13 protein-coding genes and 2 pseudogenes are annotated in these 14,992 nt (G+C 38.6%); 8 read left to right on the forward strand and 7 right to left on the reverse strand.

All coding sequences use genetic code 11. The features are described from left to right. Nucleotides 1-25: 25 nt before the first annotated feature. The 3 genes from F0161_RS01055 to F0161_RS01065 form a co-directional block, all read right to left on the reverse strand. Nucleotides 26-628, reverse strand: a complete 603-nt coding sequence (locus F0161_RS01055; RefSeq protein WP_150203254.1) for a sugar O-acetyltransferase — start codon at nt 626-628, stop codon at nt 26-28. A gap of 115 nt (nt 629-743) precedes the next feature. Beyond that, nucleotides 744-1,172 (reverse strand): Rrf2 family transcriptional regulator, encoded by a 429-nt coding sequence (locus F0161_RS01060; protein ID WP_150203256.1) that lies wholly within the window; start codon nt 1,170-1,172, stop codon nt 744-746. A 20-nt stretch (nt 1,173-1,192) separates the two neighbouring features. Further along, nucleotides 1,193-2,047 (reverse strand): NAD(P)H-binding protein, encoded by an 855-nt coding sequence (locus F0161_RS01065; RefSeq protein WP_150203258.1) that lies wholly within the window; start codon nt 2,045-2,047, stop codon nt 1,193-1,195. Between the two features lie 166 nt (nt 2,048-2,213). Here F0161_RS01065 and F0161_RS01070 point away from each other — a divergent pair, with 166 nt between their 5' ends. The 3 genes from F0161_RS01070 (at nt 2,214) to F0161_RS01080 (ending at nt 5,367) form a co-directional block, all read left to right on the forward strand. Next, nucleotides 2,214-4,112 carry a M13 family metallopeptidase gene (locus tag F0161_RS01070; RefSeq protein WP_150203260.1) on the forward strand — a complete coding sequence of 633 codons (1,899 nt, stop codon included), beginning with the start codon at nt 2,214-2,216 and terminating at the stop codon, nt 4,110-4,112. 265 nt (nt 4,113-4,377) lie between these two features. After that, on the forward strand, nt 4,378-4,932 hold the full coding sequence (locus F0161_RS01075; protein ID WP_150203261.1) for a TMEM175 family protein: 555 nt from the start codon (nt 4,378-4,380) through the stop codon (nt 4,930-4,932). A gap of 24 nt (nt 4,933-4,956) precedes the next feature. Continuing rightward, nucleotides 4,957-5,367, forward strand: a complete 411-nt coding sequence (locus F0161_RS01080; RefSeq protein ID WP_150203263.1) for a MerR family transcriptional regulator — start codon at nt 4,957-4,959, stop codon at nt 5,365-5,367. Between the two features lie 208 nt (nt 5,368-5,575). Here the strand turns inward: F0161_RS01080 and F0161_RS01085 are convergent. Beyond that, a pseudogene (locus F0161_RS01085) lies at nt 5,576-6,705 on the reverse strand (IS256 family transposase). 223 nt (nt 6,706-6,928) lie between these two features. Here F0161_RS01085 and F0161_RS01090 point away from each other — a divergent pair. The 3 genes from F0161_RS01090 to F0161_RS01100 are packed head-to-tail and all read left to right on the forward strand — an operon-like array spanning nt 6,929 to nt 10,095. Beyond that, nucleotides 6,929-7,858, forward strand: coding sequence for a replication initiation protein (locus tag F0161_RS01090; RefSeq protein ID WP_150203265.1), 930 nt, complete (start codon nt 6,929-6,931; stop codon nt 7,856-7,858). After that, a complete protein-coding gene (locus F0161_RS01095) occupies nt 7,851-8,351 on the forward strand; it encodes a DUF536 domain-containing protein (RefSeq protein WP_150203266.1) in 501 nt (166 codons plus the stop codon). Before F0161_RS01090 ends, F0161_RS01095 begins: the two co-directional genes overlap by 8 nt. 25 nt (nt 8,352-8,376) lie before the next feature. After that, nucleotides 8,377-10,095 carry an ATP-dependent nuclease gene (locus tag F0161_RS01100; protein ID WP_190318890.1) on the forward strand — a complete coding sequence of 573 codons (1,719 nt, stop codon included), beginning with the start codon at nt 8,377-8,379 and terminating at the stop codon, nt 10,093-10,095. A gap of 166 nt (nt 10,096-10,261) precedes the next feature. Here the strand turns inward: F0161_RS01100 and F0161_RS01105 are convergent, their stop codons facing one another. From F0161_RS01105 to F0161_RS01115, 3 genes and pseudogenes are all read right to left on the reverse strand, one after another. Beyond that, a complete protein-coding gene (locus tag F0161_RS01105) occupies nt 10,262-10,564 on the reverse strand; it encodes a type II toxin-antitoxin system YafQ family toxin (protein WP_005917927.1) in 303 nt (100 codons plus the stop codon). Further along, nucleotides 10,554-10,832, reverse strand: a complete 279-nt coding sequence (locus tag F0161_RS01110; protein ID WP_003625288.1) for a plasmid mobilization protein — start codon at nt 10,830-10,832, stop codon at nt 10,554-10,556. The genes F0161_RS01105 and F0161_RS01110 overlap by 11 nt, the downstream gene beginning before the upstream one ends. 129 nt (nt 10,833-10,961) lie before the next feature. Further along, a pseudogene (locus tag F0161_RS01115) lies at nt 10,962-11,758 on the reverse strand (IS5 family transposase). 280 nt (nt 11,759-12,038) lie between these two features. Between F0161_RS01115 and F0161_RS01120 the strand changes: the two are divergent. After that, nucleotides 12,039-12,470 (forward strand): CopY/TcrY family copper transport repressor, encoded by a 432-nt coding sequence (locus F0161_RS01120; RefSeq protein WP_150203270.1) that lies wholly within the window; start codon nt 12,039-12,041, stop codon nt 12,468-12,470. 250 nt (nt 12,471-12,720) lie between these two features. Next, nucleotides 12,721-14,967 (forward strand): heavy metal translocating P-type ATPase, encoded by a 2,247-nt coding sequence (locus F0161_RS01125; RefSeq protein WP_150203273.1) that lies wholly within the window; start codon nt 12,721-12,723, stop codon nt 14,965-14,967. Nucleotides 14,968-14,992: the final 25 nt, after the last annotated feature.

Raw genomic sequence — 14,992 nt, forward strand, 5'->3', positions numbered from 1 at the left:
ATTTTTTCATTACGTTCATTTTAATTTAATTCATTTCGAAATCGTGGCCGTCAAATCCAGTTTTGTCCGTCTCAGAAATTGGCCGAAGCACTTTGCATGGGTTACCAGCTGTAATCACATTGTCAGGAATATCATGTGAAACTACACTACCAGCGCCAATGATACTGCCTGTACCAATATGGACCCCGGGTAGAATTGAAACGTTGGCTGCAATCCAAACATTGTCTTCAATTATAATTGGTTTGGCGATACAGCCGCCATTTTTGCGTTCGATTGAGTCAAAAAGATGATTACTAGTGTACAATCCAACTTTTGGGCCAAGCAAAACGTTATTACCAATCGTAATCGGAGCTCCATCTAACATGACACAATCATAATTGGCATAAAAATTATCACCAAGCGAAATATTGCGACCAAACTCGCATCTAAAGTTGGGTTCAATGATAATATTTTTTCCAACATGTTTCAGCAGTGATCCTAATAAAGCGTTTTTCTTAGATATATTGGGTTCACTGTTCAGTTTTTGAGTTTTAATGGTTGCCAATTTACGCAATTCAACAAGGCGGGAATCCAAATCGTCATAAGGTTGACCGGTTACCATATATTTAAATTTATCTGTCAAGCTCATAGTGTAGCTCCTTTCGAGGTGTCCTTTTTGTATGAATTCAGTTTACCATGTTTTATTCAAATTTTAAGCGTAAAAAAAGCCTTGCAATCGTTTAAGAATTACAAGGCTTCAACACCTATTTATTTGCATTTCTTATCAAAATGTCGTCAATAATTGAAGAAAGTTTTACTTGCTGCATGCTAGCTTCGGCATCTTGTTGTACTTTAGCATAAACATCATTGAGAGCATCTTGAATATTCCCACCTACGACACAGGCCGGATTAGTTTTTTCGTCAACGTGTAAAAAATTATGATCAATTTCAATTGCATTGTAAATGTCGAGTAGTGTGATTTGGTTAGTTGGCCACGTCAGCTTTGGAGAAACTGATCCAGGCCGAGTTTCTAGTAAACCACCTTGAACTAAAGAGGACATCAAACGGCGAACTAAACTCGGATTAGATTCGATACTATCGGCGATTGCATTACTGGATAAATCACCGTCTTTGTATATCTCAACGTAAGACAAAACGTGCACTGCATCACTTAATTTGTGGGAATATTTCATAATATATACCTCAATGATTGTTAAATAATTGTTTTAAGTTGATCGCGTAATTCAGGAAGTGGGTGACCGAGCACATCTACTAAATCAGTTGATGGAACATCTAGGTTGCCATCGCGAATTAAAGTTTGGAACATTGTGACTAAAGCGGCAGTATCATCATCTAAACCGGCGTCTTTAAGCCCAGCAGTGTAGGCAGGGTCATCAATAGCAAGCACATCAAAGTTTTTGCCAGAAGCCGATTTAGTAGCAGATGCCAAATCAGCATAAGTAGCGAATGAGCCAGAGAATTCATAGATATCTTTGGCATTATCAGCAACTAATACCCTCGCCGCAGCTTCCGCATAGTATGCTTCAAGCGCCCAGCCTGCTTTTCCATCGGCCGCAGAATAAACAAATGGTTGTCCTGCAACAGCTCCTTTGATTGTACCAAGTTCATTTTCTAAATACCAGTTGTTACGTAAAAATGAATGTGCGATGCCAGCATCTGAAATTGCCTTTTCAGTGAAAGCGTGGTCTAAAGCAAGTGGAGTCGTGGCGTGTGGAGCATCCGGGAAACTGGTGTATGCAATGTATTTAACGCCGGCGTCTTTGGCAGCCACAACGACATTGGCATGTTGTTGCTCACGAGAAACCTCAGCACCTGGTTGTGATGAAATAAATAATAACTTGTCGACGCCGGTTAGTGACGCCGTTAATGATGTTTGGTCCGTGTAGTCACCCTTACGAACGGTTACACCAGCTGGTACCAGTTCTTCAGCTTTTTCGGTATTGCGAGCTAAAGCGATGATATTGCTAGTTGAAACGAGTGAGGCTAAGGTTTTCAGTGCGACCTGACCAAATTTGCCAGTTGCACCTGTAATTGCATAAGTTGTCATGATAAATATCCTTCTTTCGTCTTGTTACTTTCAAAGTAACTTGTGTAATTAATATAACCTGTTACTTTTAAAGTGTCAAGTGTAAAATTGAGATTGTGGTTATTAATATACGAAAATCGTTGCCACGAGTATAATAGACAACAAAATAAACATTGGGGGCAAACACATGGCAGTTAATAATGAACTGATTAAAGATGATTTATATGAAGCAGTAAACGGCGAATGGATCAAGACCGCCGAAATTCCAGCAGACAAACCAGCAACGGGTGGATTTAATGACTTAGTTGACGATATTGATAAACAAATGATGCAAGACTTCAATGATTTCGTAGCAAAGGGAAACGTTTCTGGTGCACTAGGCCAATCCGTTGAATTGTATCAATTAGCGTTGGACTTCAAACGTCGTGAATCGGAAGGAAATGCTCCATTGCGAGCCGTGTTGCAACGAATCGAAGCGTTAAATTCACTCGCAGACTATCAAATAAATTGGGCCGATTTTATTTTGACTGGCTTACCTAGCCCAGTCAATTTTGATATTGATGCAGATATGAAAAATGCCACGGTGAATGCTTTATTTGCCGCCGCTCCAAAATTAATTTTGCCTGATAAAACTTACTATGAAGATGGTAATCCACAAAAAGAAGCACTGTTTACCGTTTATCGTTCGATGATGGAAAAGCTTTTGAAAGGTGCAGGATATAATGCTGCCAAAGCGACTGACATCATTGACCAGGCAATTTCTTTTGACGCGTTACTTGTTCCAAATGTAAAGAGCGCGGAAGAGTCAGCAGATTATAGTAAAATGTATAATCCACAGACGTTTGCTGAATTTACAGCACATAGTCAAACCGTTGATTTAGGCGCAGTGGCAAAACAATTAGTTGGTGCGGAACCAGAGAAAATTATTGTCATGGAGCCAAAATATTTTGAAGCAATTGCCGGCATATTAACTGACGCGCATTTTGCGGAATTCAAAAATTGGATGATCGCTAAGACAGTCGCTGGGTTGAGTGGCTATTTGACGGATGAATTGCGTGGCATTAGTGGCGAATACAGTCGTTCATTGTCTGGCAGTAAAGAACCCATGAAACAACAAAAATATGCATATTATTTAGCCAAAGGTGAATTTGATCAAGTCGTTGGCGACTATTATGGCCGCAAGTATTTTGGTGAAGAAGCTAAGAATGACGTTCATCAGATGGTTGAAAAAATGATTAGTGTTTATCAATCACGACTCACGAATAATACTTGGCTGGGCGAAAGTACCCGCGAGAAAGCAGTACTAAAATTAAGCAAGTTAGGTATTCAAGTTGGTTTTCCTGATAAAGTGAATTCTTTGTATGATCGTTTGATTGTTGACAATACACAACCATTATTAACCAACCTGTTGGCCTTTAATAAAATTGAAACTGCTGATATGTACAGTAAATGGAATCAGCCAGTTGAACGCGACCGTTGGGAAATGAGTGCTGCTACGGTTAATGCATATTACCATCCATTTAAAAATATCATTGTGTTTCCAGCTGCTATTTTGCAAGCACCATTTTATAGTTTAAAACAAAGCAGCAGCGCTAATTATGGTGGAATTGGGTCCGTAATTGCTCACGAAATATCACATGCCTTCGATAATAATGGTTCGTTATTTGATGAGTATGGTAATTTGAATAACTGGTGGACTGATGAAGATTCAAAACAGTTTAAAAATAAGGCACAGCAAATGATTGATCAATTCGATGGAATTGAATTCGCTGGTCAAAAAGTAAATGGTAAGCTCACGGTATCTGAAAATATTGCCGACGCTGGCGGGTTGAGTTGTGCTCTGGAAGCTGCTAAATCTGAAGCTGATTTAGATACTGAGGCCTTCTTTATTAATTGGGCAAAAATTTGGCGGATGAAAGCCACCGAACAATATATGCAACTCTTATTGTCTATCGATGTCCATGCTCCTGCTAAATTACGTGCAAATGTCCAAGTCCAAAATTTAGATGATTTCTTTACCACTTTTAACATCAAATCAGGTGACGCTATGTTCCTTGATGAGGGTGAGAGAGTGAAGATATGGTAGTGAGAAAAGAGTGCGAAAACAATCGTTTAGATTGTGAGTAACTAACGGAAAATAATCGTAGTGCTGAATTTTAGCACTACGATTATTTTAGTTAGGTGAGCAATCTGATTGTTTAAGCACGTTTCGACTATCCGTTAAGCGCATGAGCTGGCTCGAAGAGCACGTTTTAGCAAATCATGCTACAGGTATTCCCCATGTTCATTTTCTTCTTGCCTTATAGTTAACTCCAAGGTTTATAATAAAGGCAAATATTGGAGGAGTAGATATGGGAAAAGAACGGATTACGGCATTTGAAGATGCAATTTTAGCGATTATTATGACCATTTTAGTTTTGGAATTAAATAAGCCGGACCAGGTCACTTGGCATGGCTTGTGGCTGTTGCATGATAGTTTCTTTGCATACGCCATTTCATTTTTTTGGATTGGCCTAATGTGGGTATCACACCATAATAACTGGCATCATGTCAAAGTGATTAATATGCAAACAGTTTACCTAACCATCGTTTTATTATTTTTTGCTTCACTGTTTCCATATACCACCAGTTTGGTGTCGGACAATTTTGATAATGCTACTGCCCAAGTTTTGTATGGGTTAATCGTGATTATCATCTCATTATTAAATGTGGCACTTTTCTTGAATCTTGGCAAAATTAATCCAGAGGCTACCTTTAAGTTACTTTACACCGCTAGCAATCGAGTGGTTCTCATAGATTTGGGAATCAAAGTGATTGGGTTAATACTAGCGTTGACTATTTTTCCACCAGCAATGTTGTATTCAATTTTCATTGCGAGTTTAACAATTGGAATCGGCTTTGCTTGAACAAATTAACGAGGAGACAACAATATGAATATAAAAGAAGCAGCGGCTAAATTTGATTTAACGGCAGATACATTGAGATATTATGAAAGAATTGGGGTAATTCCACCGGTAACTCGCAATGATAGTGGTTATCGTGATTATCAAGTTCGAGATTTAAATTGGATTTATTTAGTGAAACGCCTACGAGATGCGGGACTGACAACTGAATCGCTAATTGAATTTGCCACTCTGGCTCAAATGAATCGCACAAAGGATGTCCAAGATGCACAAAAAACAATTTTAAATGATCAACTTGAAGTAATTGACCAAAAAATCGCAGAATTGACCGATGTTCGCAAATTATTGAGCTTTAAAATTGATACGTATGACGAACATTTGGCGCTATTTGCGGATGGTAAAACTAATCCAGATCCACTTTGGAAAGAAAAATTATAAAAGTGCTTGCCTTGAAGTAGACTCCAAGGTTTACACTAACCTAGAAATATAAATGGAGGCATCAAATATGAAAACAGTAAAGTTAAGTAACGGCGTAGAGTACCGGTAGCGTCAAGAATCTTGTGTAAATGAAATGCCTTCGTACATATAATATGTATCTAACTTAAATAAATGATGCTTCCAAGGTGTCCTGGAGTCCTTTGAACCCTCAGTGGATCCGATTCAGAGACTTCTCGTTATAAACATTAAACTGAGAAACCAGGAAGCGATCCAGTGAATCTTCCGTTGGAAATTGTTCTTTGTGGTGGGTGGTGCGCTTGAGATGCTTATTAAAGTTCTCAATCAGGTTAGTGGAGTATAGTGATTGCCGGATAGCTGGTGGAAAGTCCATGAAAGTGAGTAAATTCGGCATTTTAAGCAGATCTTTGATTAATTTGGGATAGGTCTGATGGCAGTTGTTGGCGAACTCCTTCAGTTTCAGTTCGGCTGCTTCACGGTTGGCGGCCCGATGAACTTGTTTAAAGTCACTGATCACGGCCTTGCAGTCTTTTACGCGAACTTTGTTCATCAGATTCCGCCCAACATGAACCAGGCAACGTTGTCGTTTGGCTTTAGGGAAATGCCGATTCAAGCCTTCATCCAAACCAACTAACCCATCGTCCACAAACAACAGCACATCTTTAACGCCCTGCTTGATCAAGGTTCCAGCAGTTCAGTCCAGATTCCAGTCGATTCCGTTGGCGCCACTTGGTAGTTCAGCACTTCTTTCGTACCATCTGGACGAATGCCAATCGCAATATGAACGGCTTCTTTTTGAACGGTATCCCGCTTTAACGGCAAGTAAGTGGCATCTAAGAAGATGGCCGCATATTGTGAAGCCAGTCGACGTTGCTGGAAAGCTTGAACCTGTTCATTGACGGCTTTAGTCATGTTGGAAACCGTGGCTTTGGAGTAGTGAGCACCGTACATTTTCTCAATAAGTTCGGCAATTTCAGCAGTGGTAATTCCCTTGGTATACAACTGAATGACCGTTGTTTCTAAATTATCACTGTGCCGACCGTAGGCTGGCAAGGTATGATTTTCAAACCGGCCATTGCGATCTCGAGGAATGGTTAAGTTAAGTTGGCCGTACTTCGTATCAAACGAGCGCTCATAACTGACGTTGCGGTTATTACCAGTGTTAATCCCAGCGTATGAGTAGCGTTCGTAACCCAAAAACTCTGCCAATTCGGTTTGAAGCAGCTGGTTAATCGCAATGTCGAGGTGGTGACGAAAAACTTCGTCCAAATCTTGCTTTTGGGCTAGTGCAGCGATAATTTCTGTGGTAAGTTCATTCATGGAGAATGCCTCCTGTGATGTTTTCTGTGATTACTAAATATCATAAGGGAAGGCATTCCCTATTTCTATACAATTCAGAAATCTTTTATGCATTTACACAAGATATTTTACGCTCTCTAGATAGAGTTTTGTCTGTTTATAGATAGAGTTTTGTCTGTTTATAGATAGAGTTTTGTAGTATTATATATTCATAAAACCATATTCATTAAAAGAGGTGCTTCATTTGAGTAATGAAATTGTTAAATATGATCCTGAATTAAATACAATCCCACTTCGAAAATTCACTCCTGTTGAAATGAATTTATTCTTCTCGATAGTTTCTAGAATGCGTGACAAGGGTGACGAAACTGTAAGGTTTTCATTTAATCAATTAAAAGAATTAAGTGCATATAAACCTACAGCAAATAACCGATTTATTGACGATATTGAAAGTACTTATCAAAAAATTTTAGGCTTACGCTTTGGAAGGCGTAGTAAAGATGGGCTGCATCGTGAATTTTTTGTTATGTTTACCGAATTTGAGATAAACGGCCATGCTGATGATCCTTATGTTGATATTAAAATTTACCCCAAAGCTATAAAATTATTAAATGAGCTGGAAAGTTGGGTTCGTTATGCTTTATCAGAATTCAGAGATTTAAAAAGTAGCTACGCAAAAACCATGTTTCGGTTACTAAAACAATTTAGAACTACTGGGTACGCTTACTTTTCAGTTGCAGACTTTAACGAGCTATTAGATGTCCCTAAAAGCTATAAAAGTAGCAATATAAATCAATCCGTTTTAAAACCCATCAAAGAGGAACTTACGCCTCTTTTTAGAGGCCTAACGGTTAGAAAAAAATATGGTAAAGGCCGCGGAAAACCAGTGATTGGGTATTCTTTTACTTGGAAGTCTGAAAAGAAAAACGCTAATGACTTCTCACAAGGTCAATTTCAAGATGAACGTCAAAAACTCTTTAACATTCAGCATAATGGTGAATTAACAGAACAGGAAAAATGGCGTGCCATTGATAAAGTTAAGGGGTTAACTCTAGGTTCTACTGAAAAGCAAGCATTGGCTGTCAAACAAGCCGAACATGATAAAAAAATAAGAGATCAAGCACGAAAAGAAGCACTTGCTGAACTCCGAAAGGGGTTTGGAAATCATGCCTAAAACTATTAGAGAACTTGCTGATGAATTAAAGGTCTCTAAACAAACTATTCAATACCACTACCAAAGACTACCAACAAAGAACCGACAAAAATATAGTCAAGGTAAAAACGTGATCAGCCTTACAGCTGAAAGAATTATTAGAGGTAAAGTAGCAAAGACTTTGGTAGCAAATAGTCAACAAACAGGTAGTAAAAAAACGACAAAGACTAGCAAAGAAAATAATGAGCTAATCGCTACTCTAAGAAGAGAAGTAGCAGACTTAAAGTCTCAACGTGACAAACAGCTTGCTACCAAAGATCAGCAAATAAGTAGCAAAGACCGACAAATAGAATATCTAACAAAATTGATAAACCAGCAACAGCAATTACAATTAGCAACAGTGGCAGAAAACAAAAAATTAAGTAGTTTACTTGAAAAACCTAAGCCACCTAAAAAACGACAAGAAAATGACCAAAAAGAGACCATACATAAAAACTGGTGGCATTTTTGGTGATATTTTCTTAAAGGAGTTCACAAATATGCGTATTCAAAAATTCACCGTTTCAAATTATAGGAGTATTCTAGGTGCAAAAAATATTACTATGGGTGAATATACTGTTTTAGTTGGTAAAAATAATGAAGGCAAAAGTAATTTAATTCGTGCCTTGAATTTGGCAATGGGGAATATGAAAGATATAGCTTTACAAAACCTTTCTCCTACAAAGGATGGCTGGAATACTGCTAGGATTAGATTTTCAAGCAACGCCTATTCTTACGATCTTGATTTTCCTAAAAATCATGATAGTAAAAAAAAGGGCGTTACAAAAATTCAATTACATTTTGAATTATCAAGCACTGATATTTCAGATTTTCATGAATGTCTAAACTTGAGAACTAATAACTCATTAACGCTGATTTTTTCATATGATGATAATAATATTTTAAACATTCAGGTTGCTAAGCGGGGAGGAAAAAATTGGCAGAGTAAAATATTGAATATAATCAAGTTTGTTTCTCGAAACATAAATTTTACGTATGTTCCTGCTGTACGAACTGCTGATACATTTCAAAATATAATAAATTCAGAATTACGTCTAGCAATCAACAAAACTATTCACGATGAAGAATATAAAGATTTAACAGATAAGCTATTCAAATTAGAACAAAATGCTGTGAATGATATAGCCGATTCAATAACCCCTAAATTAGCTGAATGGCTTCCTAAAGTCTCAGATGTTCGAATCGCAATAAATAACATTTCTCCATATCGTAGGCCATATTTTTCTTATAGAAATTCAAACCTTTATATCACTTCTTCAGGAACAGAAACATTATTAGAAAATAAGGGTGATGGAGTACAAAGTCTTTTCGCATTAGCCTTGTTAGCGAAAAATAACGAAGAATCTCAAGATTCAATTCTTGCTATTGATGAACCCGAAGCACATCTTCATCCAGAGGCTATTCACAGATTACAAAAAACTATTACTGATTTGTCCTCTAAAAGCCAAGTTATAGTTGCTACTCATAATCCCATTTTTGTTAATAAAAATGATGAAAGTAGTAATGTAATTGTTAACAATGGTTCAGTTAGAAAGGCCAAAACTATAAAAGAAATACGGGATATTTTAGGTGTTGAAGTGGAAGATAATTTAATCAACGCCAAAAGTGTCTTGATGGTTGAAGGAGTATCTGATCAAAAATTTATTTATACTTTTATTAAACTTTTTGGGAGTCAAGCATTAAAAAATAAGTTTAATTCTGGTCAGATACCAATAATTCCTGCACATGGTGTTAAAAGAATTAAGGCTAAAGTTCAAATATTTCAAAATATTATGGTCAATTATTTTATTGTAGTAGATCATGATCAGCCTGCTTCGCAAGTAATAAAATCATTGTTAGATAAGCAAGAATTAGCTCCTAATCAATTTTCATATATACCTAAAAAAGAGTTTCAAACAGAAGTGGAATTGGAGGACCTATATTCAAATGAATTCATAAGTTTAACTTGTCATGATTTTTTAAATATTGACATCAAAGCTAAACTAGATAATTGTAATAGAAAAATAAAGTGGTCTAAAAAAATGAGTAATATACTGCCCGAAGTAGGGAAAGAGTTTGACCAACACACCGAAGATGCTATTAAGACAAAATTAGCTGAAAGTTTATGTGTATCACCTAATCCTGAAAAATGTCTATCAGATAATGGGAAAGAGTTTGTTCATACACTTATAAATCAAATTAGTACCTTTTTCATTTGAAAGCAATATGAAAAATAAAAACCTATTAGTGAAACTCTCATAATAACAAGGTCCATAATTAACAAATCGCCCCTCAAAATCATTGTTAAAATAGCCCCCAATATCTACATTATAGATATTGGGGGCTATTTTAATTTATTTTTTTATAAGTGCCCCTAAACTATAGCTATTGATTCAAGATTTCATGGGAGCCAGTTGCAACCAATAACAAAATCAATTCATCATGATCTAGCTGATAAATAACAATCCAGTTGTCATAATTTTTACCATAGTTTCCATATCTGGCAGGGTGAAATTCACGATAGCCACGCCAATTTCCTTTTAATGCATGATCTTTAATCTGTTTCAAAACAAGTACATCTTGTTCAACAATTGCTTCTAAACAAGGCTTCAAGACAGTTATTGGGAAATGTTTTTTGACTAGTTTTTTTAATTCACGTTCAAAAGATTTGGTCTGTTTAATTTGCATCTAACTTATCGATCCAATCTTCAAAGTCAGTCAATGAACCAATGTTTTTGACCTGCCCTGTTTCTGCTTCTTTTTTAGCGGCTAAGGCTTCCGGAGAATCTAAAAAGCTGACTAATCGAACTTCATTATTGGCCGCTTTAACTAACGATAAGCGTATATACTCAGAAACGGTTAGCCCTTGTTTTGCTAGATTAGCTTTAGCCCGTTCACTAATGTCAGGTGTTACACGAGTTGAAATTGTCTTGTTTTTAATAATAGTATTACTCATTCTAATCCGCCTCCTTTAAGTTTACCATCGTACTACATTATAATATTCGATTTTTAGGTTTTCTGCAACTAAATTAATTTTAAAGTAAAGGAGCTAACAGCTTATGCAACAAGTTGTCTTAGAACCTGTCTAGTATCTTTTAAGAACTATCTTCAGGAAGGCCAATACAACCATTTGAAGACTGCTGTTAAGGGCACGTTCACAGTTTTTCCAAAGTCGCCGACATTTGTCTAGCCAACTCCATGAACGTTCAACGATCCATCGTTGCGGTAACACCGTGAACATATGCAACTCGTTGCGTTTAGCTACCGTCGTCTTAGCATTCAAAATGAGCTTCACCTGATCCGCAAAGTCATTGCCAGTGTAGCCACCATAGCCACCATCAACCATGACATGCTGAACCAGCTCTAAAGTTTGGCTAGCCAAACTAAACATAGCCAATGCACCTGAACGATCTGATACATTAGCTCGTGTCACGAGAATGGCTTGTGGTAAACCATTAATATCAACCGCCATATGACGCTTAATCCCTGAAATTTTTTTGCCGCCATCGTAGCCACTATTTTTCGTTAAATCAGTGGTTTTAACACTTTGAGCATCAAAAATCACAAACGACGTTCGGGCCGATCGGCCCTGTGCAAAGCGATAGGAAGAAACAGTTTTTTTAAAAGCCTTTCTAATAGCGAATCAGCTGTCGGGTCTGGTTTATCTCACCACACATCGTAATAGCGGTAGACAGTGTGCCATTCCGGGAAATCGTGCGGTAATTCACGCCATTGACACCCTGTAGTAAGCGAGTAAAGGATGGCATTGAATACGTCATAAAGATCATAACGACGCGGTCTTGTATGCTTGCGGAAGTTTTCTAAATCAGGTTGTATTAACGCAAATTGCGCTCGAGAAATATTGCTTGGATAATCTGGCATGACAAACTCCTCAGTCGGTTTTCCACAATTCTACCAGATTCAGCAGATACTAGACAGGTTCTAAGAGGCATTTCACCATACTAACAAGAAAACCAAAAATTCCCAGATCATTAATTTAACATATCGTATCAAACCACGCCTGGAATATTATCTAGGCGTTTTTTTAATGTCATGGTATTTTCTGGCAGAAAGGTTGCATTATTGTAACTACAGTTGTAAACTAATAAGTGTTAAGAGGCTACAAACGTAAACTTAGAATTCAATTAATGGAGGAAGCCAATTGAAGGATGCAAAGAATGTAACCATCACCGATTCTGAATGGATGGTTATGAGAGCAATTTGGACAATGGGACATGCGACTAGTCGTGAACTAATCGATGCTATGAACGAATTAGAAGGCTGGTCAGCTTCAACAACCAAAACGCTACTTCACAGGTTGATTCAAAAACAGGCGGTTGCGCAGCATGGCGGCAGTCGACCATTCACGTATAAGCCGGTTGTTGGCGAGAAGGAATCAATGGCGGCAGCGGCAGATGATTTGTTTGACCATATGTGTGCGATGCGGGCTGGTTCAACAATTGCCGGCGTTATTCAGTCAAGGGAACTCTCACGGGCGGATATTGCGAACTTACAGGTGATTCTAGCTGAAAAGGCCAAAACAGCGCCCGAGGAAGTTCAGTGTAACTGCTTGCCAGGTGATCAAACGTGTTAAGACTGTGGTGTTCTGTTTACTTTTAGGATTGCTGCACAAAAATCCAGAATCTGGGATTTCTGATGGCGGAAACTTATGAATTTTTGTCGTAATTCTCATTCATATAGTGGCATGGTGCTCCGCAAAGCAGAAGCCTAAATATAAGAACCTGGTGGAAAAATCCCGAGCCCGGGGATTTCCACACAAGGAACTTATATTCCGGCTTCTAACCGCTTTGCTACGCACACTTATTTTTAGGGGGTCGATAAGCATGGCAAATAAAGAGGACCATATGAACATGAAAAACATGAGTGCTAAGAATATGGAAAATAATGAATCAAATATGAGTCATATGGATCATGATGACATGAAAATGGATCACGATATGACCGAAACGGATCATAATCAAATGAACATGGACCACGATATGGCCGAAATGGATCATGGTCAAATGAACATGGATCACGAAACTATGAATATGAGTGGGATGAATCACGGTGATATGGATATGGCTGGGACCGACATGATGATGCACGGTGGCTCAATGATGCATATGGGGAATTTGAAAGTTAAATTTTGGGTCTCCGTTGTCTTAGCGATTCCAGTTTTACTGTTAGCACCAATCATGGGTTTAAACGTTTCCATCCTTAGTTTCAGTTCACCGCTAATTGTTGGCATTATCATCGTTTTGTTTGATACAGCACTTTACTTTTATGGCGGAATGCCATTTTTAAAGGGGGCTAAAGCGGAAATTCAGGATAAATCTCCTGAAATGATGACGCTAGTAACCCTTGGAATTTCCGTTTCGTATTTCTACAGTTTGTACGCATTTATTGCCAACAACTTCTTGAACCCGGCAAATCATGTAATGGATTTTTCGTTCGAACTTGCAACCCTGATTTTAATTATGCTTCTAGGACACTGGATTGAAATGAATGCATTGATGGGGGCTGGGGATGCCTTACAAAAGATGGCGGCCCTGTTGCCTAAGACGGCCCATCTAGTTACAGATAATGGTGAAACAAAAGAAGTGCCAGTATCTGATTTAAAAGTTGGTCAAGCTTTCCAAGTGCGTTCAGGTGAGAGTATTCCAGCCGATGGTGTTATTACGGCTGGGGAGTCGACCGTGAATGAAGCACTGGTAACCGGTGAATCTGCTGCCGTTACCAAGAACGTTGGCGATAAGGTCATTGGTGGTGCAACTAACAATAACGGGACGCTAACGGTTAAAATTAGTGGTACTGGTGACTCCGGCTATCTTTCTCAAGTAATGAAAATGGTTCAAAATGCCCAGCAAGCTAAATCTAAAGCAGAAGATAAAGCTGATTTAGTTGCCAAGTATCTATTTTACGCGGCACTTGGTGTTGGGATTATTGCTTTCTTTGCCTGGTTACCCCAGGGATTGGCGACTGCAATGACGATCATGGTGACCGTCTTCGTGATTGCTTGCCCGCATGCATTAGGATTAGCGATTCCATTAGTGGTTTCTCGTTCTACTACGATTGGCGCTCAAAATGGGCTATTAGTTCGAAATCGCCAAGCCATTGAAGCAAGTCAACATGTTAGCCACGTTCTCTTGGATAAAACTGGCACGTTAACAGAAGGTAAATTTACGGTGAATGCATTGATTCCAAATGATGGGATTGACGAAACAACGTTATTAAGCCGACTGGCCGCCCTTGAAAATAATTCGACTCATCCGCTGGCCCAAGCAATCATTACTGAAGCCCAAGCGAAGGACATTGAAGTCGTTGCGGCTGAAAAGTCTCAAAATATTCCGGGCGTTGGTATTTCCGGTAATGTTGATGGCACTGACTATACGATTGTTAATGGTAACTATTTAACGAAGCAAGGGATCAGGTTCGACGAGGCCGCTGCTGATAAATGGGCTGCTAAGGGTAATTCCGTCAGCTTCCTATTGCAGGGCACCCAAGTTCAAGGAATGGTTGCTGAAGGCGACACCATCAAAGCGGGTGCTAAGGAATTAATTAGTGGTCTTCAGAGGCGAGGAATTACCCCCGTAATGCTCACTGGCGATAATCCAAAAGCCGCGGAACACGTTGCTAACTTACTAGGATTGACTGAATTCCATGCAGGCCTATTACCAGATGATAAGCAAAAGGTTATTGCTGATTATCAAGCAAAGGGCAATCACGTCATCATGGTTGGTGACGGCGTAAATGACGCACCAAGTCTTGCCGCGGCCGATATTGGAATTGCAATTGGCGCCGGAACCGATGTTGCCATTGATTCCGCTGATGTTGTGTTGGTTAAATCAGAACCCAGCGATATTTTACATTTTCTTGATTTGGCTAAAATCACAAATCGGAAAATGGTTCAAAATCTCTGGTGGGGAGCAGGCTACAATATTGTCGCAATTCCACTCGCTGCCGGTGTGTTGTCATTTATTGGAATCATTCTAGACCCAGCCGTTGGTGCTGCGGTCATGGCGATGTCGACAATTATCGTGGCAATTAATGCGATGGGATTGACTGGTGAAAAGATTAAAAACGTGTAATTAAGTGATGACAAAAAGAGGAGAA

The sequence above is a fragment of the Paucilactobacillus nenjiangensis genome, assembly GCF_008632615.1.
Lineage (GTDB): Bacteria > Bacillota > Bacilli > Lactobacillales > Lactobacillaceae > Paucilactobacillus > Paucilactobacillus nenjiangensis.